The sequence below is a fragment of the Runella rosea genome (assembly GCF_003325355.1).
In the GTDB taxonomy this organism is placed as follows: domain Bacteria; phylum Bacteroidota; class Bacteroidia; order Cytophagales; family Spirosomataceae; genus Runella; species Runella rosea.
Genome location: NZ_CP030850.1, coordinates 1851075 through 1876588, shown reverse-complemented (window position 1 = coordinate 1876588; position 25514 = coordinate 1851075). Strand labels below are relative to the sequence as shown.

The 25514-nt window shown below is 43.6% G+C and carries 20 protein-coding genes; 8 read left to right on the top strand and 12 right to left on the bottom strand.

Annotated features, from left to right (window positions below; genetic code table 11):
• Positions 1–9: 9 nt before the first annotated feature.
• Positions 10–1377 (bottom strand): sensor histidine kinase, encoded by a 1368-nt coding sequence (locus DR864_RS08020; RefSeq protein ID WP_114066471.1) that lies wholly within the window; start codon positions 1375–1377, stop codon positions 10–12.
• Positions 1374–2078: a response regulator transcription factor gene (locus tag DR864_RS08015; protein WP_114066470.1), complete on the bottom strand. Its 705-nt coding sequence runs from the start codon at positions 2076–2078 to the stop codon at positions 1374–1376. The genes DR864_RS08020 and DR864_RS08015 overlap by 4 nt, the downstream gene beginning before the upstream one ends.
• A 134-nt stretch (positions 2079–2212) precedes the next feature.
• On the opposite strand from DR864_RS08015, the gene DR864_RS08010 reads away from it, so the two are divergent.
• The 3 genes from DR864_RS08010 to DR864_RS08000 are packed head-to-tail and all read left to right on the top strand — an operon-like array spanning position 2213 to position 7721.
• Positions 2213–3460, top strand: a complete 1248-nt coding sequence (locus tag DR864_RS08010; RefSeq protein WP_114066469.1) for a TolC family protein — start codon at positions 2213–2215, stop codon at positions 3458–3460.
• 1 nt (position 3461) lies between these two features.
• Complete coding sequence (locus DR864_RS08005; protein ID WP_114066468.1) at positions 3462–4550, top strand: efflux RND transporter periplasmic adaptor subunit; 1089 nt, start codon at positions 3462–3464, stop codon at positions 4548–4550.
• 57 nt (positions 4551–4607) lie between these two features.
• On the top strand, positions 4608–7721 hold the full coding sequence (locus tag DR864_RS08000; protein WP_114066467.1) for an efflux RND transporter permease subunit: 3114 nt from the start codon (positions 4608–4610) through the stop codon (positions 7719–7721).
• An 80-nt stretch (positions 7722–7801) separates the two neighbouring features.
• Here the strand turns inward: DR864_RS08000 and DR864_RS07995 are convergent, their stop codons facing one another.
• From DR864_RS07995 to DR864_RS07970, 6 genes are all read right to left on the bottom strand, one after another.
• The gene (locus DR864_RS07995) at positions 7802–9502 is read right to left on the bottom strand and encodes a tetratricopeptide repeat protein (protein ID WP_114066466.1); all 1701 of its coding nucleotides are present in this window, start codon (positions 9500–9502) and stop codon (positions 7802–7804) included.
• Between the two features lie 99 nt (positions 9503–9601).
• Positions 9602–10522: a DUF8428 domain-containing protein gene (locus tag DR864_RS07990; RefSeq protein ID WP_114066465.1), complete on the bottom strand. Its 921-nt coding sequence runs from the start codon at positions 10520–10522 to the stop codon at positions 9602–9604.
• 158 nt (positions 10523–10680) lie between these two features.
• On the bottom strand, positions 10681–12057 hold the full coding sequence (locus DR864_RS07985) for a sensor histidine kinase (protein ID WP_114066464.1): 1377 nt from the start codon (positions 12055–12057) through the stop codon (positions 10681–10683).
• Positions 12058–12060: 3 nt separating this feature from the next.
• Positions 12061–12753 carry a response regulator transcription factor gene (locus DR864_RS07980; protein ID WP_114066463.1) on the bottom strand — a complete coding sequence of 231 codons (693 nt, stop codon included), beginning with the start codon at positions 12751–12753 and terminating at the stop codon, positions 12061–12063.
• A 499-nt stretch (positions 12754–13252) separates the two neighbouring features.
• Entirely contained in the window at positions 13253–13609 is a 357-nt protein-coding gene (locus DR864_RS07975) for a hypothetical protein (RefSeq protein ID WP_114066462.1), read from the bottom strand.
• Between the two features lie 454 nt (positions 13610–14063).
• Positions 14064–14936: an AraC family transcriptional regulator gene (locus DR864_RS07970; protein WP_114066461.1), complete on the bottom strand. Its 873-nt coding sequence runs from the start codon at positions 14934–14936 to the stop codon at positions 14064–14066.
• A 403-nt stretch (positions 14937–15339) separates the two neighbouring features.
• Between DR864_RS07970 and DR864_RS07965 the strand changes: the two genes are divergently transcribed.
• From DR864_RS07965 to DR864_RS07945, 5 genes are all read left to right on the top strand, one after another.
• Complete coding sequence (locus tag DR864_RS07965; protein WP_114066460.1) at positions 15340–16176, top strand: helix-turn-helix domain-containing protein; 837 nt, start codon at positions 15340–15342, stop codon at positions 16174–16176.
• A gap of 76 nt (positions 16177–16252) precedes the next feature.
• A complete protein-coding gene (gene recR / locus DR864_RS07960; RefSeq protein ID WP_114066459.1) occupies positions 16253–16858 on the top strand; it encodes a recombination mediator RecR in 606 nt (201 codons plus the stop codon).
• Positions 16859–17018: 160 nt separating this feature from the next.
• The gene (locus DR864_RS07955) at positions 17019–17396 is read left to right on the top strand and encodes a hypothetical protein (protein ID WP_114066458.1); all 378 of its coding nucleotides are present in this window, start codon (positions 17019–17021) and stop codon (positions 17394–17396) included.
• A gap of 317 nt (positions 17397–17713) precedes the next feature.
• Entirely contained in the window at positions 17714–20830 is a 3117-nt protein-coding gene (locus DR864_RS07950) for a SusC/RagA family TonB-linked outer membrane protein (protein WP_114066457.1), read from the top strand.
• A gap of 14 nt (positions 20831–20844) precedes the next feature.
• Entirely contained in the window at positions 20845–22527 is a 1683-nt protein-coding gene (locus tag DR864_RS07945) for a RagB/SusD family nutrient uptake outer membrane protein (RefSeq protein WP_114066456.1), read from the top strand.
• A 139-nt stretch (positions 22528–22666) separates the two neighbouring features.
• Here DR864_RS07945 and rsgA read toward each other — a convergent pair whose 3' ends face one another.
• The 4 genes from rsgA to DR864_RS29795 form a co-directional block, all read right to left on the bottom strand.
• The gene (gene rsgA / locus DR864_RS07940; RefSeq protein ID WP_114070199.1) at positions 22667–23590 is read right to left on the bottom strand and encodes a ribosome small subunit-dependent GTPase A; all 924 of its coding nucleotides are present in this window, start codon (positions 23588–23590) and stop codon (positions 22667–22669) included.
• Between the two features lie 100 nt (positions 23591–23690).
• The gene (locus DR864_RS07935; RefSeq protein WP_114066455.1) at positions 23691–24770 is read right to left on the bottom strand and encodes an iron-containing alcohol dehydrogenase family protein; all 1080 of its coding nucleotides are present in this window, start codon (positions 24768–24770) and stop codon (positions 23691–23693) included.
• A gap of 62 nt (positions 24771–24832) precedes the next feature.
• Positions 24833–25342 carry a DUF6169 family protein gene (locus DR864_RS07930; RefSeq protein ID WP_114066454.1) on the bottom strand — a complete coding sequence of 170 codons (510 nt, stop codon included), beginning with the start codon at positions 25340–25342 and terminating at the stop codon, positions 24833–24835.
• On the bottom strand, positions 25332–25493 hold the full coding sequence (locus DR864_RS29795; protein WP_158550018.1) for a hypothetical protein: 162 nt from the start codon (positions 25491–25493) through the stop codon (positions 25332–25334). Before DR864_RS29795 ends, DR864_RS07930 begins: the two co-directional genes overlap by 11 nt.
• Positions 25494–25514: the final 21 nt, after the last annotated feature.

Genomic DNA, 25514 nt, shown 5'->3' with positions numbered 1-25514 from the left:
TGTTACACACTACAAAATATGCGGCAATTCCACCAAAAATTTACTACCGTGCTGAAGTTGGCTCTCTACGTGGATTTTACCTTTGTGTAGCTCGACAATCCTTTTACACACCGACAGACCCACGCCAAACCCTGAAATAGTCAGGGCATTTTTGGAACGGTAAAAAGGCTCAAAAATGGCGGTAAGGTCTTCTTCGGGAATGCCGATGCCTTCGTCCTGAACGCTGACGAGCGTATGCGTTTCGTTGAAGTCAATAGCCACAAGTGCTTGATGATTAGCGGAATACTTGCAGGCATTGCTGATTAGATTCGTGAATACGGTTTTAAGAAGGGGTTCATCTCCCAGAATGGTAATGTGTTTTTCATTTTCGGGTTCTTTTGCATATTCCACGCTGATGCGATACTCTGGTTTGCTCAAAAGTAAATCATCTTGCGCCTGAAACACCACATCGTCGATGCGGACTTCAACCGCGCTGTTGATGGAAGATTTTAGCGGTCTGACAATCTGTAAAAGACTATTGCTCAAAGCAATGAGTCGATTGATGTCTTTTCGGATATTTTCCAAGATACCCCGGTGCTGCGCCACGCTAAGTTTTTCGTCCAAACTTATTTCTACTTCCGATTTAAGGGCGGCAAGGGGGGTTCGGAGTTCATGCGAGGCGTGCGACACAAAGCTTTTTTGCAGTTCGAACGACTGCTCCAAACGATACATCATTTTATTAAACGCCGCCGCAAGCTGGCCGATTTCGTCTTTTCCGTGGCGCTCATCCAAACGTTCGCGTAGGTTGTTGGCCGTGATTGTGCTGATTTGACTAATGAACTGGTTGACGGGGCCTAAGGCATTTCCCGCAAAAAAAATCCCCAGTAAAACCGTAACAAGAATACTAATGACCAAACCACTGTAAAGTATATCGCGGAGATTGGCCATTTTGCTGTGGCCGAATTTGTCGTAGGCCGAGGCCAAAATGACGTAATTTTGCCCGTTGAGTTCATACAAAAGCCCAACTACTTCGTTTTCGTCATCGCTTGTTTCGACGTATTTTTCTTTTCTTACACGGTTCAATAAATCATTCCCGTAGTGAATTACGTGGTCATCCAAGCTGCTGTAAAACAGCTTGTTTTGTTGGTCAAATACCAACACTTTTTCGTCGACTAGGGCCGTTAGGGTATTTTTATCAATGATTTTGAGCAAATCACGGTCTATTTCGTCCACCTTTATGAGCAATTGGGCGGTCGTTATGGCTTTGCTTTTCAGTCGGTCGTAGTATTCTTGCTCCCTGAATTCGGCAAATAATTGGTAAATGACAAACGAAAAGACGGCCAGTAGGCTTCCCACAATCAACGAAAACTGAATGGCAATTTTGGTTTGGATTTTCATGGGTGTTCGCGCAGTAAATAGCCCAAACTCGGGCGCGTGTGGATTAATTTGGGTTCAAAATCGCGGTCTATTTTTCGTCGTAAAATGTTTATATAGACTTCAATGACGTTGGTGCCCGTATCAAAATGAACGTCCCAAACTTGGGCCGCAATGTCGTTTTTAGAAAGTACTTTTCCTTTGTTTTTGACCAAAAACACCAAAAATTCATATTCACGGGCGGTAAGATTGATTTCTTTTCCAGCGCGTTTGACGAGTTTACTATCTAAAAAAACCTCCAAATCGGCAATTCGAAGCACTTTTCCGACCGTTTCCACTTCGGGGTTGTTTCGGCGTAAGCCTACCAACACCCGGTGATAAAGCTCCCTGAAATCAAACGGCTTAATAATGTAATCATCAGCGCCTGCCTCAAACCCTTCGATTTTGTCGTCTACCTCACTCATAGCTGTGAGCATCAGAATCGGGAGGGTGGGTTTTACATCACGTAGTCGTTTGCATACTTCATAACCACTCAGCTCGGGAAGGTTAATGTCGAGAATCACCAAATCAAAGGCAATGGTTTGTGCCCGGCGCAAGCCTAGTTGACCGTTGTAGGCTACTTCAGTGTCAAAACCCTTGTTGGTCAATCCCCGCGTGAGCAGTTGCGCAATCCGTTGGTCATCTTCAATGATGAGGATTTTTTTTGGTTCGGTGTCGGTTTTCATGGTTCTAAACTATTCTTAGGCCAAATATAGTACATCCTGAGGCCTTCACTTGCCAATTTAGGTTTTTTTAAGGTCGGCTTTATATCAGGTTAATATCGCCGACACACCTTTGCAAAAAGTATTTTATACGACGTATGCGAATTATCATTTTCATGGCCTTTCTGCTGCCGATTGGTGGGCTTGCCCAAGACTCGTTACGGATTTCACTCAGGCAGGCCGATAGCCTGTTTGTTGAAAAAAACCTCATTTTGTTGGCGGAGCGGTATCGGATTGATGCGGCGCAGGCGTCGGTCATTCAGGCAAAATTGTGGGATAACCCTACGCTCTCTACCGAGTGGAACCTCTACAATCCCAACCGGCAACGGGTGCTAGATGTAGGGCGCGGCGGGCAAAAAATCATCTCTATTGAGCAGGTGATTCAGACGGCAGGCAAACGCAACAAACAAGTGGCGCTTACCCTCGAAAACGCCCGCCTGACCGAATATGAGTTTATGGATTTGCTGCGTATCCTCAAGTTTGAACTGCGTTCCAATTTTTTCGATATTTTCTTCTTACAAAATACCCTCAACCGTTATCAGCGGCAGATTGAGACTTTGGAGCGTACCGTGGTGGCGTTTGAAACGCAATACGAAAAAAACAACGTATCGCTACGGGAGTTGCTCCGCCTTAAAGCGCTGCTTTTTCAGTTGAATAATGATAAAACCGAGATTCTATTTCAACTAACTGAAAAACAAAAAGGCCTTAAAACACTACTTAATACGGAGAGGTCGGTGACTCCGCTGGTAAACGAAACGGAGTTAAGTCGGTATCAATTGGCCAATTATAACGTTTCGGTTCTCAATGAGCTAGCCCTGCAAAATAGGGGGGATGTGAAAGTAACTGAGTCGTTTGCCCGGCAGGCCGAATGGAACTACCATTTGCAGAAAGCCCTTGCAGTACCCAATTTGCGTATCGGTGCAACCTACGACCAAGCGGGTAGCTTTGTCAATAATTATTCGGGCCTGACGCTCTCGGCCGATTTGCCGCTTTTCAACAAAAATCAGGGAAACATTAAAGTGGCTAAAACCCTGATTGACTACCAAAAAGGTATTCAGAATCAGAAAATTAATGCGGTGGCCAATGAAGTTGCGGCGGCATTGGAGAAAGTACGCTACGTTGAAAACATGGTGCAAAGCGTCGATTCAAAATTTACTGACCAGTTTGAGTTGCTGAACAAAGGTGTGCTGGAAAACTTCCAAAAGCGCAATCTGACGTTGCTCGAATTTATTGATTTGATTGAAACCTACAGCGAAAGCATCAAAGAATTGAACCGCCTAAAGGCGGATAGAGTGGGGGCGTATGAAGAGCTTAATTTCACGGTTGGACAAGAACTTTTTAAATAAAATGAATACTAAACAAACTTTCTTTTTGGTCATAGTATGCGGTGGAATATTGGCGGCTTGTCAAGAAAAAAAGCCTGTTGTTGAAGACAATAAGGCTTTTATGTTGTCGGACACCATGATGAAGCGCATCGAACTGGCAAGCGTTGTGACGGAGCCAGTGCGTAGTGAGTTGACCCTCGTGGGTAAAGTCATTGCCGACGAAAACCGTGTCATTAAAGTGTTTCCGCTGGTGGGAGGAAATGTAGAAAACGTAACGGTAGAACTGGGCGATTATGTTCGCAAAGGCCAAGTACTAGCTACCATTCGTTCGGGAGAAGTGGCTGATTTTGAGCGACAAATGATTCAGGCGCAGGCCGAAGTATTGGTGGCCGAGAAAAACCTTAAAACAGCAGAAGAACTTTTTGAAAGTAAACTGAACTCACAGCGCGAAGTAACCTCGGCTAAAAAAGAGGTAGAAAACGCGCAAGCCGAACTAAACCGAATGAAAGAGGTTTTTCGCATTTATGGCTTAGGAAAAACCCAAAACTACATTGTCAAAGCGCCGATTGATGGCTTTGTGCTCAGCAAAAACGTCAACCCCGGGATGCAACTTCGGTCTGATAACAACGAGCAGATTTTTACCATTGGGCAAATCAGTGAGGTTTGGGTGATGGCCAACGTGAACGAGAGCGATATTCCGAAAGTGAAACTCGGGATGATGGCTGATATTCAAACCATTAGCTACGGTGATGAGCTATTTCGGGGGAGTGTGGACAAAATTTACAACGTGCTTGACCCCGAAAATAAAACCATGAAAGTACGGATTCGACTCAATAACGCAGGCTATAAACTCAAGCCCGAAATGCATGCTACCGTATCCCTCAAATTCGACGAAGGAGGTTCTATGACGGCTATTCCAGCGGGTGCCGTCATTTTTGACCGCAGTAAAAATTGGGTGATGGTTTTTAAGGGCCGCTCCAACATCGAAACGCGTGAAGTGAATGTCTACAAAATGCTGAATGATGTTGCGTATATACAACAGGGTTTAAAAAACAACGAGCGGGTGATTGCCAAAAATCAGCTTTTGGTGTATGATGCTTTAAATGATTAGTGGCCTGACTTTCCAACAAGGATGTTAATAAATGCTCCTTTGGGGCGCTTTATAATTATGAATAAATTTATCAGAGGAATTGTCGGATTTTCGCTCAAAAACCGCTTTTTCGTTTTCTTTATGACGGGGATTCTGGTCATCTCGGGCGTGGTGAGCTACCTCAATACGCCGCTGGAGGCGTTTCCCGACGTAACCAATACCCAAATCATTGTGGTGACGGAATGGAACGGACGTAGTGCCGAAGAGATTGAACGTTTTGTGACTGTGCCCGTAGAGGTGGCGATGAATTCGGTGCAGCGCAAAACCAACGTGCGCAGTATTACCATGTTTGGACTAAGTATCATCAAAATCATTTTTGAGGATGATGTGGATGATTTTTTTGCCCGACAACAGGTGAATAACCAGCTCCGAACGGTGTCGCTGCCCGAAGGCGTTGAGCCTGATGTGCAGCCGCCTTATGGCCCCACGGGCGAGATATTTCGGTTTACGCTGGAGAGTAAAGACCGCGATAGCCGCGAATTGCTGACGCTGCATAATTGGATTATTGACCGACAACTACGAAGTGTACCAGGCGTAGCCGACGTGGTGGCCTTTGGCGGTCGGGAAAAAATCTATGAAATTCAGGCCAATCCCACGCAATTGGCCAAATATGATATTACGCCATTGGAAGTCTATCAGGCCGTTACCAAAAGCAACGTCAACGTGGGCGGGGATGTCATTGAGCGCAACGGTCAGGCGTACGTAGTGCGGGGTATCGGTTTACTCAACTCAATTGCCGATATTGAAAATATCATTGTAGAATATGTCAACGACAATCCAGTATTGGTCAAAAACGTAGCAGAGGTCAAAGAGTCAAATTTGCCGCGCGTAGGGCAAGCGGGCCTCAACACCAACGACGATGTGGTGGAGGGTATTGTGGTGCAGCGCAAAGGCGAAAACCCCAGCGAAGTACTGGCCAGGGTCAAGGCCAAAATTGAGGAGCTTAACACCAAAATTTTGCCTCCCGACGTAAAAATGGTGACGTTTTATGACCGCGACAACTTGATAGCTTTTTGCACCAAAACGGTGCTGCACAATCTCTTTGAAGGTATATTGTTTGTGACGGTCATCGTATTTTTGTTCATGGCCGATTGGCGCACCACGCTGATAGTGTCCATCATTATTCCGTTGGCGTTGTTGTTTGCTTTTATGTGTTTAAGGCTCAAAGGTATGTCGGCCAATTTGCTTTCTATGGGGGCCGTCGACTTCGGGATTATCATCGACGGAGCGGTGGTGATGGTGGAAGGGATTTTTGTGGCACTCGACCACCTGGCCCTTAAAAACGGCATGGAACGATTCAATAAACTGGCTAAATTGGGCCTTATCAAAAAGACAGGTGGCGAACTGGGCAAAGCCGTGTTTTTTTCCAAACTCATTATTATCACCGCCCTCATTCCCATCTTTAGTTTTCAGAAAGTAGAAGGGAAAATGTTCAGCCCACTGGCCTATACGCTGGGCTTCGCGTTGTTGGGTGCATTGTTGTATACGCTTACGCTGGTGCCGGTACTGTGCTCGTTTTTGTTGCGTAAAAATGTTCGGGAAAAAAATAATCCGATTGTCCATTTCTTTGATCGTGTAGTTTTAAGGGGCTTTGAATGGTGTTATAAAAACAAGAAAATCAGTGTGTTGGCATCCATGATTTTCTTGGGTACCACGCTTTTTTCAGCTACCCTGTTGGGAACCGAATTTTTGCCTCAACTCAACGAAGGTGCTTTGTGGGTGGAAGCCAAACTGCCCATGAGTAGCTCGCTAAACGAGACCGTAAAAACGGTGAAAATCCTGCGCCAAAAACTCATGGAATTTCCCGAAGTAAACGGTGTATTGTCGCAAACGGGCCGCTCCAACGATGGCACGGACCCGTCGGGATTTTATTACGTACAAATGCAGGTCAACCTGAAGCCCAAAGACGATTGGAAACGTAAGATTTCGACCGACGACCTAATTGAGGAGATGGATACAAAACTCAAACAGTTCCAGGGTATTAACTACAATTATTCACAACCCATCATCGACAACGTAGCTGAGGCCGTGGCGGGAATGAACGCGAGTAATGCCGTGAAGATTTTTGGGGATGATTTGGACGTTCTGAACGACAAGGCCAATGAAGTTATTGAGGCCATCAAAGACGTGCCTGGGGTCAAGGATGTAGGGATTTTGCGTAACATCGGTCAGCCCGAAATGAGCGTGATTTTGCACGACAGCAAAATGGCATTGTATGGCGTCAGCATTGCCGATGCGCAGGCCGTGATTGAAATGGCTATTGGTGGAAAAACCGCCTCTATTTTGTACGAAGGAGAGCGCAAATTTGATATTCGCCTGCGCTATCAGGAGCCGTATCGCCGTACCGAAGATGATATTTTGCGCCTGATGGTGCCGACCTTGAAAGGCAGTAAGATTCCGTTAAAAGAAATTGCTACGCTGCGCAAAGTAACGGGCCCTGCTTTTGTGTACCGGGATAACAATAAGCGATTTATCGGGGTTAAATTCTCGGTCCGGGAGCGCGATTTGGGCAGTACCATTGCCGAAGCCCAACGCAAAGTAGAACCAATTTTGAAGAAGTTACCCAAAGGATATTCCATCAACTGGACGGGCGAATTTGAAAATCAGGTGCGAGCAACCAAGCAATTGGGCCAAGTCGTACCTATGTGTTTAATTGCCATTTTTATCATCTTATTCATCATGTTTGGCAATGCTAAAGATGCAGGCTTGGTATTGGCCAATGTTCCTTTTGCCATCATGGGAGGGATTTTAGCTATCCATTTTACAGGAATTAATTTTGGAATCTCTGCGGGGGTAGGTTTTATTGCTTTATTCGGAATTTGTATCCAGAATGGGGTAATTTTGATTTCGGTTTTCAACAAAAATTTATCTTCTCGAATACCGCTCGACACTGCCATCCGAGAAGGCGTAAAATCAAGAATTCGTCCCGTAGTGATGACGGCCCTCATGGCGGCTATCGGGTTGTTGCCCGCGGCGCTTTCTACGGGCATCGGCTCCGAAACCCAAAAGCCACTGGCGATAGTGGTGATTGGTGGGTTGATTACGGCCACCGTCCTTACACTGATGATTTTTCCGATTATCTACCGCTTTTTTTACCGCCACAATGTTCATACAATCAATGATTTAGATTGATTAAAGCTGTAAGAATAAAAAATTGACTGCCATCAATGATAGCAGTCAATTGGTTACATACAGCCACGAATACAATCAGATTACTGAGGTTTAGAAAAGGAGGGGTTAGGAGGTCGGTTATTTAGTTGGGCCATCATATCGTTAAAATCCTTGTCGGCGGGGTCGAGTGCTTTGCCTTTTTGGGCCACGTCGAGGGCTTTCTCGGGGTTGATTTCAACCGATGTATAGTACGAAAAGAGGTATTTAAGGGCAATTCTCATGTCGTACTTAAATTTCTGTTCTTCTTTTTTGGTATATGCCAGCTCCACAAATCGCTCATAAAAGGGGATTGATTTTACGTAGGCGGTATCTTGGTTGGCATATCCGTAATAATTGGATTTGGCGCGGTACAGAATCGTGGGCAAATGGTCTGGGCTGGATTCTTGCACAGCTGCAAAGGCCGAATCGGCTTTTAGGTACATGGTAGAATCTTCGCGCCCCATTTTGTAGGCAGCCATGGCCAACCAAAATTTATCTTTTACCGATGATTTATGAAAGCGTTTTTCACCCGCTTCTACGTATTTGACCACGTCTTCGTAGTGTTTGAGTTTGTAGCTCATTTCGGCCACTTCGCTGTATAAATTTTCAGTGGTGTCGGTCGTGGCGGCTTTTGCCAGATAGAAAACCGCAATGGAGTCCTTGGCAATGGTGGTGTCACTGATGTTTTGGTAGGCACGCCCTAGCAGTTTGTATTCTAGCCCTTCTGCTTTGTCGGGGGCTTTTTCAAGAAATGTTTTCAGGTTTTCAATGGTTTTGTCGTAGTCTTTCAAACTAAAGTAAGACCTTCCTAAAAGCCGATATTTGACGGGCGTTTCCACTTCGTTTTTCACCTTTTCGATTTTCTGTACAGCTCGGGCATATTCTCGCGCCAAATAATCAAACTGCCCCGAACGATACCGTAATTGGGCGTCGGGCTTTTCTGCGAGGGCCAAGTACTTGTTCATGGCCGCCGCTGCTTCTTTGTAACGGTTGGTTTTGAAATTCAACTCGGCCAACTGCAAATACGAAGGCGCGTACAGAGAATCTGCTTTGAGGGCCGCTCGGTAAAAATCGCTCGCTAAATTATAACTTTTACCCGCCCAGTAAATGGTACCGATGCGGTGATTGGGCAGACTTTTATCGGTCAAAAATTCGAGCGCGTACTCGTAGGCTGTCACCGCAGGGCCGCCGTTGGAGGGAGTAGATAGCGCCCGGGCATCGCCCAGTGCCAGCCAAAGCTGCCCGTTTTTCTTGTCGCGTTTGAGGGCTTGCTCTAGGTATTCGATGGCCTTGGCGGCGTTGTGTTGGGCGTACATGGGTTTGTCGGTAGCGTTGATTACCTGCGTATAGCCCGTGTAAGCTTCCCCAATCCGACCCAAAATTTCGACATCCTTTCCTTTGCTTTCTTTCATGACTTCGGCCAAAATACGCTCGGCGTCGGTGGTACGTCCTTCCAGCATCGCCACAATGCCCATACCTGCTTTATTGAGCGGATGACGTTTTTCGTCCAAAATCATTCCTTTCTCAAAATAATTGCCTGCTTCCTGTAAATTATGGGTGCGGATGGCGGCGTAGCCATTATAAAAATACGTTTGGGCGGTCGGTTGGCTCTGAAGGAGCTGCTGAAGCTGTTGGCTGGCTTTCTCGGTTTGCCCTCTTTCCAGCCACTGAAGAGCGGTTACCAAATCCTGCGCCTGGGCGGTCAGGATACCTGCTGTAAGCCAAAATAGGCCGACAATTAGGAGGTTGAGTGGTTTTTTCATGCGCTTTTTTTTAGGTTAACGAAAAAGATGCAAGGTGGGGTGGGGTAATTGGTCAAGTCGAAATAATGGTGTGAAAAAAGTAACGACGATTTGATTGTATTAGAAAAACAGAAAGCTATCGCGCAACTGAAATTCTACGGAGCCGAGGTAGGTGTTTTCGGTGTAAATACTGGCTCTGTATATTCCGTTGGTTATTTTTTCATTAGGGGTAAACTCAAATACCGCTTTTTGGGGATTTTTGCCAAAGTCGAGGGACTGCGTGGCATGGACAGGTACGAAAAGCGTGGTTTCGTTAGCATTGACAGAAAGTTGCTGAATCGCACCACTCATCGGTCGGTTTTCCACGTCGGTCAGGCTCAAAAACACCTGCTGATTCCCTTCGGTGGTGAGCAATGCTGGCAGCGTAAACGAGACCACAATGCTATTGGCTTTTTTTGCCTTGGCAGTTACTTTGTGATTGTTTTTTAATACGTCGACCCTAAAATTGGTAGCCGTTACCACGCTTTTCGGAACCATGCCGTTTAGCTTACCATTCAAGTCATTGATCTGTATTTGGAGGGTTTCGTTGGTGGTTTTGAGCTGATTGTTATCCACGAGCCACTTGTCTTTTTGGCTTTGGTAGTTTTCTATTTCTGCTTTTAATTCACTTTTGAGGGCGTCAAGCTCCGCTACTTGTTCGCGAAGTGCCGCCAAATCGTCTTTTTGGGCGTTGGTTTCTTGGGTCAGTTTGGCAACAATCCTGTTTTTTTGGGTCAAAAAAATTTGGGAAGAAGCGAGTTTTTTATTGACGTCTGTTTTTTCGCGCCGAGAGCTGTTTAAGTCAAGGCTTAAGAGATTGATATCACGCTCTAGGCTAAGTTTTACAGACAAGAGAGAGTCGGCTTTGAGGGCGTTTCTATCTCTTTCTTTGGCTACATCACCGCTCTTGTTCCAATAGTAGATGCCGCCTATTGCGCTGGTAATGAGCAGTAAAGTCAACACGGTAGCGATGGTTTTTGAGTTTTGCGCAGTCCATTCCATGAGCGTGATGTTTTGGGTGGAACTTTATATTGATGACACAAAGGTTTAACCCAAAACTTAACGAGGACTTAACGAAAAATTAGAATTCACTTAGGAGGTTGAAAATTGAGGAACTCTTTTCGGCTGGATGTGTCAATCAAACGGTTAAAATTGCCCGTTTATTCCTCTTTCAAATGCTTGAGTTTGATAATAAACTCAGTACCCAGATGTGGTTTGCTTTTTACTTCAATCGTGCCTTCATGAAGCTCAATGATTCTTTTGACGACCGACAACCCAATGCCAAAACCATGGTAATCAATGGCGTTTTTGGCACGATAAAAAGGTTGGAAGATGTTGGGTAGTTCTTGGTTTGAGATGCCAATTCCTTGGTCGATGACCCTCACATTGCACCACTCGGCATCAAATCCCAACCGCAAACTGGCCTGATGGTTGGGGGTATATTTACAGGCATTTTCCAATAAATTAACAAATACATTTTTGAGCAGGGCTTCGTTGCCCATGACGAGCGTTAGGTGGTCTTCTTCGGGAATTTGGTCAAAGTCGAATTGGATTTGGTAATCGGAATGGCTCGCCACTACCTCCCGCTGGGCATTGAGGAGCACTTCTTCCATGCGTACTTTGTCAAACGGTAGCTCTTCGGGGGTTTCGTTGATGCGGGCGATTTGGAGCAATCCGTTGGAAAGCTCAATGAGGCGGTCGGTGTCTTTGAGGAGATTTTGTAAAATATGATAGTGTTCTTCGGGAGAATTATGGGAAGAAAGCCCTATTTGAATCTCCGTTTTGAGGGCCGAAAGCGGTGTTCTAAGCTCGTGCGACGCGTGCGATACAAACTGCCGCTGTTGTTTAAAGGCCAGTTCTAGTCGTTCGAGCATCAGGTTGAAATTGATGGCCAATTGCGCTATTTCATCTTTTTCGTTGCCCTGATGAATGCGTTTTCGGAGGTTTTTGGCGGTGATGTCGCTAATTTCGCGGTTGATGGTAATGATGGGACGCAAGGACTGATGAGCAAAAAACAAAGCCAATCCGACTGTGGTCAAAATACCTCCTAAAAACGCAAACAATAAAGTGATAATGAGTTCTTTTAGCTGTAATCGTCCGTTTTTGTCAATGGCCGAGGCGACGATTACAAAGCGGTCGTAGCGCCCTTCAAACACCAGACCAATGACGGCGCGGCCTTCGTACTGAAATCTAATTTCTTGAGCCAGTCTGACTTCATTGATTCGTTCTTGCGTCACGTAAGGGGAGACTTTTTCGACGTTTGAATATAGCAATAGATTTCGGTAGTCATAAATGAAAATTTCTTCTTCGGGCAGCCTCGAAGAAGAGTTTTTGTCAATAAGTTTGAGCAGGGTAGTGTTAAATTCTTTGACGTCCACCAACAGCCGGGCGGTGGTTTTTGCCCTTCGGGAAAGTCGGTCGTAAAAACTATTTCGGCGTTGGCTTTCGGCGCGGTAGTACACGATGCCCGAGAATACCAGCAATATGGCCAGTACGATAAGCGTAAATTGCAAAGCTATTTTGTAGCGTATTTGCATTGGCTAGTCGGCTTTGAGATAATACCCCAATCCTGTTTTGGTATGGATCAGCTTGGGCTCAAAATTGCGGTCGATTTTTTTGCGTAAATAGTTGATAAACACCTCAATTACGTTGGTGTTGGTGTCAAAATTCAAGTCCCAGACGTGTTCAATGATGTCCATCTTAGACAGTACCCGGCCTTTGTTGCGCAGCAGAAACTCCAGCAGTTCAAATTCCCGGGCGGTGAGGTCGATGGGCTGATTGTCTCTCCTGACGGTTTTGGTCACGAGATTCATCTCAAGATTTGCTTCGCGAAGCACTTCCGAGGCTTGGTCGTGGGTGGGGTTGGCTCGTCGCAGTAGCGCATGAATACGGGCCATCAGTTCGCGGAAGTCAAAAGGTTTGATGAGGTAATCGTCGGCCCCAAAGTCCAGCCCTTTTACGCGGTCGTCAATTTCCCCTAGTGCCGTTAGCATCAGAATGGGGGTTGTGCTACCATGCTGCCGGATTGCCTTACACACTTCAAAGCCGTTCATGAGGGGCAGGTTGATGTCCAGTATAATAAGGTCATAGGGCTGGGTCGTGGCCAGCCGGGCACCCACAAAACCATCGTACGCAGGCTCAACCGTAAACGACTGTTTTTCAAGCCCTTTTTTTGTGGCATCAGAGATTCTTTTGTCGTCTTCTACAAAAAGTATCTTTGGGAAATTCTCCATATAGTGGTGATTTATAGCAAGGCTAACCGACGTTTTTAGTTGCTAATGTACGTAAGAGTCGGACTATCAGCAGTACCAGTAAAGATTAAAGTAGAGGGGAAACAAAGGCTCTTTCATATCAATCGGGACTGGAATTTTGAGTAGAGCTAAGACGGCATCCATACTAAGGGCTTTTAAGGGTGAGGTGACGTGGGTAACAAACCTACGCCGCCCAACTTAAGAAAGCCTTAATGAAAGATTATAATTTGATAAATATAGGGGAGAACGTGATTGCTATTCCTATAAAATCTATATTAGTAAGATAGGAAAAGTTTCAATGGAAGAATTGTAAAAACAAAGAAGTACAGTTGTGGATGCTAGATTGCCAAAACGTAGTTGGGTGTTTTTTCTTAGGTCGGGACCCAAGGCAGCGGTCATCGCTGCTTTGGGGATGCATTTTTTGACGAATGTTGTGCCAAAATTGCCGACTATTGTCCATGAAAGTGGGAAGAACACCTACTTATACAATCTTGACGATTTCGCCGTTGATGGAGTATTTGGTGACGAGTTCTTTGGCGAAATTGAGGTTTCCGGGAGGCGTCATCAGGAACAAACGTCCGCCTTTCTGACTTACCAACATACTCAACAAACGAAGTTTTGAAACGATTTTATCGGGACGGTCTCCTTTAAGAATGATTTCAAAGTAGGATTGTTCTAAGAGTTGCTTGGCGGTGACGTCCGGAATGAATCGCTCATCGTCATTTTGACGCTCGTAGGCAATAGGTTGCTCAAAACCTTCCATATTTGCCCGAATTTGGTCATACCCCTTGCGTTTTGCCCATTCAATGACTACGGGGATATACGATTGCTTGCTCATAATTAGTAAATAAAAGTTTATGGTCCGCAGGATGTATGGCAGATTTTGTATCAGTTTCTGACATAACAACTGCAAACGTAACGATAATAAAAAATGATATATAGAATTTGGCTTTATAAAGCCGCCACTTAGATGAGAAATGATGGTTATGCGCTATTCGTCCAAAATCATTGACTGAATTGTTTGAACGGCTTGAAATGGTACTTCGATAAAGCTTACGATAATGAAAGATTTTTTAAGAATGATGACTTTCAAAGTGTTGGTTTTTAGAGTATAACATAAAATCGAGCGTTGCCTGATGCTGCTAAGAATAGATAGCAACTTAGGGAAGCCTTGACCTAAAAATTAATGTAATTGAGAGGAGAAAGCTTTACCAATTTTGTAGTCAACCGACCGCAAATTCCGTAACCTCACCTTATAGTTATGCAAAATTACGCCAAAAAGTACAATAACACTAAACAAAGGTTCGGGTTCCCGAATAATTCTCACGAAATTCTTTAGGAGTGCATTGGTGTTTTTTCTTAAAAATGCGGTTGAAATAGGATAAATTGTTGAAACCGCACCGAAAAGAAACTTCGGCGATGGTGAGGGTAGTGTCAATTAAAAGGCGAGACGCGTGGCCCAAGCGAATATCGTTGAGGCTGTCAATGAAGGTTTTCCCAGTTCGTTTTTTCATAAATCGACTAAAACCAACCTCCGTCATGTTCACCACTTTAGACATATCTTCCAGCGAAATATTTTTATCGTAATTGACCTTCATAAACTCAAAGGCTTTTTCGATGCGTCGACTATTGTACGTAAAGTTTTCATTGACGAAGGAAGAACTCGTCAGCGTACGCATATTGCGGGAGATAGATAAGTCGTGGAGAATTGACATTAATTCCAACACCGAGTCAAATCCGCTTTTTTGTTTGAGCGCGATGAGTCTTGGCTTAATGGAATTGATGGTTTCGGTAGAAAATGAGATGCCGCATGCCGAGCGTTCAAGCATGGTGCGGATAAAACTGAGCTGATTGCGACGCAGAAATTTATCATCCAACAAATCCCGGTGGAACTGAATCGTGATTTCATGAATCTCCTCGCCTTCGTACTCATTCGTAAACCACCCATGCGGAACATTTGACCCTACCAATACCAATTCTGTATCCTGAATGACTTCGATATTGTCGCCAATGATACGTTTGGCACCTTTGGCACCCTCAATGAAATTCAGTTCAAACTCCTCATGATAATGAAGCGGGAAGTCAAACTTGTTTTTGACCCGGGCAAACACCATAAAGCAGTCATTGTCGGTAAGTGGGGTGATTTCGTGGTAAATAATACTCATTTAGTGTACAAATGGGATAAAATAAACGTAATCATTTATTATATACCAAAATTACAATTATTCTGGAAGAGAAACCTTTAAGAGCGGTAAATTATCGTAATTGCCTGCTTTAATCCTTTAGGAAAAACATGTCGGACTGGATTACATTTTGTAGCCTTTTGGATAGGCTATAGAAGCTATAAATGGGTTTTGGTGAATATTATACGGTATTTTTACTGAAGTGTCTGATTGAAAAGAAATGATTTTTAAGGAATTTGTCCAAATAGTTTTCAAATATGTCAAAATCCTTGTTCCTAAAGTTTTTTATTGAAAAAATGTACCAAAAAGGCATAGAAATTAGTTTAATTTGTTAAAAGTATTGCGCGTTTATAAATGTTATGAAAATTAAAACACTTTAATAGTTATGAGTACTATACATAATCTCAACGTTGGTTTTAAAGGTACAACATTCAATCTGGAGCAGGGACTGGATGCCGAGTTCATTTTAATGTCAGGCAAAACTTTACTACCTCTGCCCGAGCCAGGTGTTACCTGTTTGTGGGAGTCCTCCGAATTAGTAAGAGTGTATCGCGCTCAGCAGACTACTCAGACAAAAACACAATTTCTTTCTTTTGGAGATGAGAGAATGGAAATTGAACCGCTGAAGAAGTACAAGACAGTGCGGTTGTTAAGGCTTTCGGTGTCGACAGAATGGCTGATCGAGAATAACCTTCTTGACTCGTTTGCTCAAATCAAGAATCTCTATGATTTTGTGTCGTTGCCTTCTTTCTACGAATCGCTTGATTCGCAGTTACTGACACTTGTTCGAAATTCAGATCCGTCACGCCTAAACAATAACCTGCGCTTAAAAAGTGCGTTGTTTAATTACCTGAATTCTTATTTTGAGGTCTTAAAAAGTCCAAAAGTTTTGAAAAATGACCGTCTCAAAATTGAATGGGTGGTTAATAACTATATGCTTGAATTTGAACAGCCTATTCCTACCATTACTGAGCTTAGCAATCAGTTGAGTATGAGTGAAAGTAAGTTCAAATACCTGTTTAAGGAAGCCTTCGGAATGCCTTTTTATCAATATTATCAGCAAAAACGCATGAGTGAAGCCGCTGAATGGCTAAAATCAGGAGCGCTGAATGTTACGGGGGTTTCTCAGAAATTGGGCTATAGCCACCCCATTAAATTTATCGGACAATTCAAAAAACTATTTGGTGTTACGCCGTTGCGCTACGCTAAAGGGAAAGAATAAGGTTTATTTTTAGTATGACCGGGCACGGGGATTTCGTATTTTTGCGGAAGAAACGTGGTGTTGCTGATTATACTATATGAATTTCCCCTCAAAACTAATTGAAGAAGCGGTAAGTGAAGTATCAAAACTTCCAGGCATCGGGAAAAAAAGTGCTTTAAGAATTGTACTTCACTTACTCAAACGTACTGAAAAAGAGACGCATTCGTTGGCAGATGCGTTGGTTGCGGTAAGGACGCAGATTCACTATTGTAAGAAATGCCATAATATATCGGATGGCGAGCTGTGTGGCATTTGTTTGAGCCCCAAACGAGACGCCTCCGTGATTTGTGTAGTGCAGGATAGCCGGGATGTATTGGCCATCGAAAATACAGGACAGTACAATGGACTTTATCACGTTCTGGGCGGGATTATTTCACCGCTGGAAGGTATCGGCCCTAGTGATTTAAAAATAGATTCGCTTTTGGAAAGGCTCCAACATACCTCGGAAGCCAAAGAAATTATTCTGGCGCTCAGCCCAACCATGGAAGGAGATACGACCTCCTTTTACCTTCAAAAAAAATTAAAACCATTCTCCCTTAAAATATCCACCATTGCCCGAGGTATTCCTATCGGTGGAGATTTAGAATACGCCGATGAAATTACATTGGGTCGGAGTATTGTGAGTAGAATTAACTATGATTAGGGCTTTCTTCCTTAAAAAAAAATAGGCGATTCCAAACCCCTTCATTCATTTTGGTAAATGAAGGTTTGGTTTAAAAAATTGTCAGTTACGTCAGTAGAAACAGACGGTTGGTCGCTTATTTGACAAGATTAAATCCTATTCAGGCTTGCTAAAGTACCAAATGAAAAACTTTGCTCAATACACCGTCGAGGACTTTGCAGCGGAACCGCTGTTTATACGGTGGGTACAGCAACCTGACGATGTCGAACTCAGCAACTTTTGGCAAGTTTGGCTCTCAAATCACCCTTATAAATCAGACGAAATCGCAGAAGCACGAACGTTGGTAGGCCAGTTTTCGGATACCTACATGGGCATGACGTCCCAAGAGATGCGTACGCTTTGGAAGCGAGTGTTAGAGTCTGTCCACACCATCCCTGAAATTGATCCACTCGATCAGGAAGTAAAACCCATTGCTTCCGCTTTTTACCTTACCCGTTGGTTAGTTGCCCTCTTTGTTGGGTTGGCATTAGTGGGCTGGATTCTCTGGAAAATCTATTAGCTTTTCATGCGTTCATTCCTGTTCAATTGTCGTTCTACTGGCGTATTTTGTCGACGTAATGTTGATAAAATACAAAAAATAGTTCTATTATTTTAAAAAACATTTGGTGTCAAAAGGGGTTTAACTTAAAAATAGTCAAAAAAATACGTAAAAATTTATGTATCGGAAACGTTACCGGGAACGATTGCATAAAATAATTTGGGCTAAATTTTGCTTAACTAAGCCAATACCGCTAAACTCAACCTATCTAAACTTTGAATATTTAATACAAGAACCCAGAATAATTACATTTTAACCTATTTCAATTTTTCTAAATTATGAGGAGTTTCTCTACTTTGTGCAGTCTGTGGGTAGTTGCTACGGTGCTGAGTGCATCGACGGCCCAGGCATACACTCCACCGGCAAATGGCAGTGGCGGTAAAATTACCACCAACGTGAACGTTGACAAAACCGTCAGCGGGAAAGTAATTGCATCTGAAGACGGCGCCCCCCTTCCTGGCGTAAGTGTTGTGGTGAAAGGTACTACTACAGGAACGAATACGGATGGAGAAGGTAATTTCAAAGTAAATGTAAAAGATGACGCTGCCGTGTTGGTATTTTCGGCAGTAGGCTTTGAAAAGCAAGAGATTACAGTAGGCAATCGCTCTACCATCAATATTACGCTTGTAACAGACCAGAAATCACTCAATGAAGTGGTAGTTGTAGGTTACGGTACTCAGAAGAAAAGCCAAATGACTGGTGCAATATCGCAAGTCACGGCTAAGCAAATTACTGAAATGCCTCTAACCAACCTTGGACAAGCCCTACAAGGTCGTGCAGCTGGTGTTGACGTCTCACAATCAGGCTCTAAGCCAGGTGCTGCTCCACGTATCTTGATTCGTGGTCGTAGGTCATTTAATGCGGGAAATGATCCTCTCTATGTGGTTGATGGTATACCATTGTCGGCTGGTTATGAGGACATCAACCCAAATGACATCCAGTCCATAGAAGTTTTGAAAGATGCCACAGCCACTGCTATTTATGGTGCTAGAGGTGCAAACGGAGTTGTTTTAGTTACCACAAAAAGAGGTGGAACTAAAGGAAAAACAACGGTTACGCTTGATACTTACGCCGGTGCATCAAATGCGTATAGTAAATTAGAACTCTTTTCGGGAGAAGAATTTGCTGAATACGTAAGAGAAGCATACAGGGCTACCGGCTTATACAGAGACGCGGCGGGAAATCCTGTTCCAACAGGGGTTGCAGATCCGGCAGCCGATGCCAAAGTGGCAGTTTTAGGTGGTGACCCTAATGTTGCTGCCGGTATTGCGGCCGGAAGAAATACCCAGTATCAGGATTTAATACTCAGAACCGGATTGATGCAAAATCATACCATTGGTATCCAAGGAGGAAACGACAGAACTTCATTCTATATTTCCGGTGGATTCTTCCAAGATAAGGGTATCACAAAACTGTTAGATTTTACCCGTAATTCGCTTCGTGCAAACATCGACCACCAAGTGAATAAAAGACTTAGGGTTGGTATATCAAGTTACATGATGTATTCGATTAGAAACGGCGAGAACCTTAACCCTTACGGAAACACATTGAATGCCAACCCACTTGGTGCTGCTTATAATGCCGATGGTTCTTTGATATTCGAACCAACAAACGATGCACTTTTGTCTAACCCGCTATCTGAAGTAGAGCCGGGGGTTAATGTTGATAATACTAAGCGGTATAGAATCTTTAATTCTATCTATGCAGAAGTAAAAATCATTGATGGCTTAACTTACCGTTTAAACTTAGGCCCTGACTTTACTATATCACGTTGGGGACGTTTTATTGGCTCAGAAACAAACAACCGTCGTCGTGGTGATGCCCAAGCATTCAACGAAAATCGTTTTGGGTTCAACTTCACCATGGAAAACATCGTGAATTACAATAAAACTTTCGGAAAACATACGTTGAATGTAACGGGTGTACAATCTATTCAAAAGGATAATTTTGAAAGATACAGAAGCGAAGTTCAAGGAATACCGGCTCAGGCACAATCATTTTTTAGTTTAAATTCTGCAACATCTGTTTTGGGAGTTCAATCTTCCCTTACCGAATGGACCATTGCTTCATTGATGGGTCGGGTAAACTATTCATATGATGACAAATATTTGCTGACGATGACTATCCGACGTGATGGTTCAAGCCGTTTCGGTGAAAATACCAAATATGGTAACTTCCCGGGTATAGCAGTGGGTTGGAATATCAGCAATGAACCCTTCATGAAAAACGTTACGTTTGTAGATATGTTAAAACTCCGTGCAGGTTGGGGGCAAGTAGGTAACCAAGGGGTTGCGCCATATCAAACACAAGGATTATTGGGACGTACCACTTATGCTTTTGGAGCAACAGGAGCATTCGGATTTAGACCGGGTACCATTAGTAATCCAAATTTAAGATGGGAGTCTACTTCAACTGCTAACGTTGGATTAGATTTCTCTGTTTTCCGCGGGCGTGTTCAAGGTTCATTGGAGTTTTATGAAACAAACACCAAAAGCCTTCTCTTAAACGACTTCTTGCCTGGTTCTGTTGGGTTTAACTTTTTTAGTAATAACGTGGGTCATACCAGAAATTCAGGTATCGAGTTAGGACTTACTACGGTAAACGTTAACACAAAAAGTGGCTTTAAGTGGACAACAGACTTCCAATTTACTCGCAACAGAGAAGAGATTGTTGAATTGTACAATGGGAAAGTGGATGATTTAGGTAACAGATGGTTTATTGGTTATCCATTGAATACTTATTTTGATTTCAAAAAAGCAGGAATTTGGCAAACTAACGAAGCTGATTTAGCTAAATCGTACGGCTCAGAGGTAGGACAAATCAAAGTGCAGGATACTGACGGTGATGGTAGAATTACTGCAGCCGATAGAGTAATTCTTGGAAACGACGTGCCAAAATGGTCGGGTGGTCTAACCAATAGATTTGAATTCAAAGGATTTGACTTGAGCTTCTTCCTGTTTGGTCGTTTCGGGAACACCATATTGTCGGGCTTCCACAGAAACCAGCTACAACTTGCTGGCCGTTACCAACAAATAAAAGTGGACTATTGGACCCCTAATAACCCTACCAATGAGTTCCCTCGTCCAAAAAGTAATCAAGAGTTTCCAGTGTACAACTCAACTCTCTTTTACTATGATGGAACCTTTGTTAAGTTGAGAAACATCAACTTTGGATATACATTTAGTAATGCGATTGCTAAGAAAATCGGTGCTGAGTCGTTGCGTTTGTATGCATCAATACAACAACCTAAAATTTGGTCTTCTTACTTGACCAAGTACAATGGTGTAGATCCTGAGGCAGCTATCACGGGTTCACCAACGGGTACAACGGAGGTAAACAGTGGAGTTACTCCTTCTACTACAGTAACTACATTTGGTTTGAATGTTAAATTTTAAAAGCATTAATTATCATGATCATAAATAAAATAAAAGTATTTGTATTGGGTGGTATGCTACTCATCAGTACTTCGTGCCAAGATTTACTAAAAGAAGAGGTGATTTCAAACATCGGAAACGATTATATAAACACCGCCAAAGGATTCGAAGATGCTACAAAGGCGGCTTATTCATCGCTCAGGACGTTTTATGGTACTCAGTTGGGCTTAACATTCACGGAGTATGGAACTGATATTTATGCTACAGGTGCCGATGGCGGATATAAAGGTTTTCATTTTTACGATACCCAAATTCAACCAACCGTAGATTATTTGGCTATCCTGTGGGATGAAATGTACAAAGGCATAAATACCTGTAATGCGGTAATCGAGAGAGCTGCGGCGGTACAGGGAGTGTCTGATGCAACCAAAAAATTGAGAGTTGCCGAGGTAAAGTTTTTGAGAGCCCACTATTATTATATTTTGCACGAGCAGTTTGGTCCGCTTGATTTGAGACTGACTGAGACCTTGGCTCCTACCAAAGAGTCCAAAAGAAGTAGTTCTGCAGAAGTTTACGCCCAAATAATCAAAGACTGTACTGAAGCTATAGCCGATTTAGAAAATAAGGGACATTCCAACGATTATGGTAGAGCTACAAGAGCCTCGGCTGAGGCACTATTGGCAAAGGTATATTTAGCCAAAGCTTATGGTCCAAATAAAGCGGCAGACGACTTTCAAAAAGCCGCTGATTTGTGTACTAACCTTATTACAAAGTACGGTTTTAGACTTTTGGATGATTTTGCCGCTGTACACGACGAAAACAACCAACAAAATGCGGAAGTGGTTTTTGCAGTACAATACACTACGGACCAAATCACCAATGCTACCAATGCGGGTGGCGAAGGTGGGGGAGGCAATAACCTTCACTTATTCTTTGGTATGCAGTATGATACGCAGGCGGGTATGGTCAGAGATGTATTGAATGGTCGTCCGTTTAAAAGATTGAGACCAACGGCTTTCGCCCTTAATACTGTCTTTGGAGAAAGAGTGAATGATTCTCGTTATAAAAAAACCTTTAAAGATACTTGGTTGTGTAACAGTCCCGGTTCTTTCAATACCTCATTCGACAACTCAAAATCCCGAGTTACTTTTGCCGCGGGTGATACTACGATTTTCATTCCTGGTTTTGAGATGAGCCAAGCAGAAAGAGCTAAAAGAAAATATCAAGTATTGGTTCCAAGTAAATATGATGAGGCTTTATTCCCAACTTTACAGAAGTTTTTTGACACCAAACGTTCAGACAGAACTGAGCCGAGAGGTTCAAGAGATTATTTTGTATGGAGATTAGCTGATATTTATCTTATGCGTGCCGAAGCATTATTCCAGTTAGGTAAAAAAGCGGAAGCAGTTGCTGATATAAACGTAGTAAGACAAAGAGCGGGATGGCCAGGCAAAAAAGACGCTATGAAAATCACTGAGGCTGAATTGACTTTTGACTTTATTGTAGATGAGCGTGCCCGTGAATTGGCGGGAGAGCAAATGCGTTGGTTAGATTTGAAGCGTTGGGGACTTTTGGTAGATAGAGTTAAAAAGTATAATCCGCAGGCTCAGGCTGTGGCTGAAAAGCACTATCTACGTCCAATACCACAAACTCAGATTGACAGAAGTGCCAAGACGGCGGAAGGAACTTCATCTTTCCCTCAAAATCCAGGGTATTAATGGGTTGGCTTACAGTAGGCAGTCTTTAGTCTTCAGTAAGCACTTTAAAGCAGAGTACACAAAAAAAGAGAGGAGCGAAAGCGTCTCTCTTTTTTTGTTGGCAGTTTACGGGTAGAGGCAAGCCTTGCCCCTACGTCAATTATCGTCGGTTGTCTTCACCACCTACCATACTCAAATAGCTTTCAAATCGACTCATAGCGATTTTTCCTGCTTCTACTGCCTCTTTAACGGCGCACTTGGGTTCGTCGATATGGAGGCAATTATGGAAACGACACTGGCCGATTAAATCGCGTATTTCGGGGAAATAATGGCCGATTTCTTCCTTTTCCATTTCTGATAATCCCAATTCTTTGATACCTGGCGAATCAATGATGAACGTATCGGGTGCGAGTTCAAACATTTCGGCAAAGGTGGTTGTATGCACCCCTTTGTTGGCAAAAGTTGAGACTTCGTTGGTTCTGAGGTTCAAATCGGGTGCAATGGTATTGACCAAAGTCGATTTGCCCACGCCCGAATGTCCCGACAAAACGGAAACTTTTCCTTGTAGTAGCTTTTGAAAGGTGTCAACACCTTCGCCCGTTACGCTCGACGTGGTAAAACACGTATAGCCCAATCGGTTGTAGAGGTCTACCAGTTCTTGTTGATATGCCTTGATTTCGTCGTCAAAAAGATCCTGCTTATTGAAAATGACAACGCCCGGTATTCGAAACGATTCGGCTACCACCAATAAACGGTCAATAAATCCTAACGAGGTACGCGGAAAAGTAAGCGTAGCCACGATAATGGCCTGATCAACGTTGGCCGCCAATAAGTGCGCGTGGGCCGATTTATGAACCGACTTCCGGGCAATGTAGTTGCGACGGGGTAAAATATCGTTGATGACGCCCTTTTGAGCCGTTTCATCTTCGATTTCCCAATACACAGAATCCCCAACGGCCACTGGATTGGTGACTTTTAGGTCTTGATACTTAAATTTACCCCGCAACCTGCACTGCCAGATTTGTCCTTCCGCATCGCGGATGTCGTACCAAGATCCAGTAGAACGAATCACCAATCCGTGCAGGGATTGGGCATTGGTTTCCTCGGTTCGCTGCGCAATGACGGCGGCGCTTTTGGTCTGAAACTTGACGGGAGGGGCCTTTATTTTACCTGATTTTTTCAAATTATAGTCTCCTGAAAATTGCTTCTATGTCCTCAATCGTTACTTTTTCTTTCCAGTCGTACCCTACCGCGTGGTTCCACATGTGGTCTAATTTATAAGAAACATGCGCCATGGCGTTGATTTGGGCGTCGGTCCAGTCTTTAGATAACCCTTGTGGTAGCGTAATGTTGTGTTTGGCGACCATTTCCTTAAACTCTGCTACGCCTTCTGGATAATAATCGGCCAGATGATTGAACGCAACGCAGTTGGAGTAGCAGTGGCGCATTCCCAAAATTTTGGAAAGCCCATAGCTGATGGCATGACATATACCCACTTCCGAGTAGGTCAAGCTCAAACCACCCATGAGTGACGCCACCATGAGTTTATCGTCGTTTTCGGCGGTTTGTCCGCTGTTTTCCCCTAAATAAATCTCGCGGCAAAGTTTCATGGATTGCTCGGCGTACGCGTGTGAATACGCGTTGTTGAACTGCCCATTTTCGGACTCGATGCAGTGAATGTAGGTATCCATCCCCACATAAAACCACCAGTCGCGCGGTACAGTTGCAATCAGATCAGGATCTAAGATCACTTGATTAAAAACTGTCCATTCGCATTTTAAACCCAGTTTTTTCTCGGGGCCTGTCAATACGGCGGTCATGGATACTTCCGCACCTGTTCCGGAGATGGTGGGGACACCGACGTGATAAATGCCCGGTACTTTAATCAAATCCAAGCCTTGATAAAGGGTCGAAGAGCCCTCATTTGTCACCATCAAAGATACGCACTTGGCAATGTCCATAATGGCACCGCCACCGATACCGATGATGCCCGATGGAAGGCCTTTGGTGGCCAAAATCTCATCGCGGAGCGTGTCAATCTGTTCAGTTGTTGGCTCGTGTGGGTCTACATCAATGAAGTAAACCGTATCTTCGGGCAATAAGGGCAGGCGACTTTCAAGGTCTTTGCCTTTAAAGTAATTGTCGACAATAAACACCATGTAGCGATTGTTTTCGCGGCGGTGCGGGGCGATAATGTCGCCCAATTGGTTAAAACTTCCCCGTCCAAAAACGGTTTTTTCGATTCCTTTGAAATTTTTATGCATAACTTAATTTCGTTGCGGTTGGCCGCGTGTGTATCCTTATAAGGAATACAATTTTAGGTTATTTATTTTGGTTGATTATATCTATCGGCTAATTCATCCAAAGCAGTGATGATTTGAATTTTGAGTCGATTTTCAGATTTGAAAATAAGTGAAGCGGAATAGCTGAAACCGTCAGCTTCGTGGAAACCTTGGTCAATTTTCATATAGCCTCTACCTTCAAAATTAAGATAGACAAACCAGCCGTCAAATTTGCGTTTACGCGCTCTTCCTCTGCCGTCGCTGTCATCACAAACGTAAATCGCTATATTCTGCTCTTTGTTGAAAAAATCTTCTGCTATGGCAGCAATTGTATATAAAATCCGCTCATCGGGTGGAATAGGCCCTTCTGGCTTTTCAATTTGTGCAATGACTAATTCATATACATGGTCTGCAATGGCTGGCTCGGCGTCAAGGACGTAGAAACTGGGCTTGAATTTAACAAGGTAGCCTACTTTAAATTTTGTAAAGAAGAAGTAAACATTGTCTTTACCTCCCAAAAACTCAATTTGGTAGGGAGTTTGACTATTTCCCATTTGCTTTTTTCAATCGTTCGATAATAGCCCGATATTTAGGATTCGTCCGAGCTTCTTCCTGCATTTCTTTTTGTGTTTGGCGCTTGCTTTCCATCAGCCAACGACCCAGACTTTTGGGCGGTTCGGTAAGTTTTTGTTCTGGTGTTTTCATTGGTCTTGTCGTTATGTTATA

Excerpts from the sequence above, each read along its gene's own strand:
- DR864_RS08020 (WP_114066471.1), bottom strand. The coding sequence starts at position 1,377 with ATGAAAATCCAAACCAAAATTGCCATTCAGTTTTCGTTGATTGTGGGA.
- DR864_RS08015 (WP_114066470.1), bottom strand. The coding sequence starts at position 2,078 with ATGAAAACCGACACCGAACCAAAAAAAATCCTCATCATTGAAGATGAC.
- DR864_RS08010 (WP_114066469.1), top strand. The coding sequence starts at position 2,213 with ATGCGAATTATCATTTTCATGGCCTTTCTGCTGCCGATTGGTGGGCTT.
- DR864_RS08005 (WP_114066468.1), top strand. The coding sequence starts at position 3,462 with ATGAATACTAAACAAACTTTCTTTTTGGTCATAGTATGCGGTGGAATA.
- DR864_RS08000 (WP_114066467.1), top strand. The coding sequence starts at position 4,608 with ATGAATAAATTTATCAGAGGAATTGTCGGATTTTCGCTCAAAAACCGC.
- DR864_RS07995 (WP_114066466.1), bottom strand. The coding sequence starts at position 9,502 with ATGAAAAAACCACTCAACCTCCTAATTGTCGGCCTATTTTGGCTTACA.
- DR864_RS07990 (WP_114066465.1), bottom strand. The coding sequence starts at position 10,522 with ATGGAATGGACTGCGCAAAACTCAAAAACCATCGCTACCGTGTTGACT.
- DR864_RS07985 (WP_114066464.1), bottom strand. The coding sequence starts at position 12,057 with ATGCAAATACGCTACAAAATAGCTTTGCAATTTACGCTTATCGTACTG.
- DR864_RS07980 (WP_114066463.1), bottom strand. The coding sequence starts at position 12,753 with ATGGAGAATTTCCCAAAGATACTTTTTGTAGAAGACGACAAAAGAATC.
- DR864_RS07975 (WP_114066462.1), bottom strand. The coding sequence starts at position 13,609 with ATGAGCAAGCAATCGTATATCCCCGTAGTCATTGAATGGGCAAAACGC.
- DR864_RS07970 (WP_114066461.1), bottom strand. The coding sequence starts at position 14,936 with ATGAGTATTATTTACCACGAAATCACCCCACTTACCGACAATGACTGC.
- DR864_RS07965 (WP_114066460.1), top strand. The coding sequence starts at position 15,340 with ATGAGTACTATACATAATCTCAACGTTGGTTTTAAAGGTACAACATTC.
- recR (WP_114066459.1), top strand. The coding sequence starts at position 16,253 with ATGAATTTCCCCTCAAAACTAATTGAAGAAGCGGTAAGTGAAGTATCA.
- DR864_RS07955 (WP_114066458.1), top strand. The coding sequence starts at position 17,019 with ATGAAAAACTTTGCTCAATACACCGTCGAGGACTTTGCAGCGGAACCG.
- DR864_RS07950 (WP_114066457.1), top strand. The coding sequence starts at position 17,714 with ATGAGGAGTTTCTCTACTTTGTGCAGTCTGTGGGTAGTTGCTACGGTG.
- DR864_RS07945 (WP_114066456.1), top strand. The coding sequence starts at position 20,845 with ATGATCATAAATAAAATAAAAGTATTTGTATTGGGTGGTATGCTACTC.
- DR864_RS07935 (WP_114066455.1), bottom strand. The coding sequence starts at position 24,770 with ATGCATAAAAATTTCAAAGGAATCGAAAAAACCGTTTTTGGACGGGGA.
- DR864_RS07930 (WP_114066454.1), bottom strand. The coding sequence starts at position 25,342 with ATGGGAAATAGTCAAACTCCCTACCAAATTGAGTTTTTGGGAGGTAAA.
- DR864_RS29795 (WP_158550018.1), bottom strand. The coding sequence starts at position 25,493 with ATGAAAACACCAGAACAAAAACTTACCGAACCGCCCAAAAGTCTGGGT.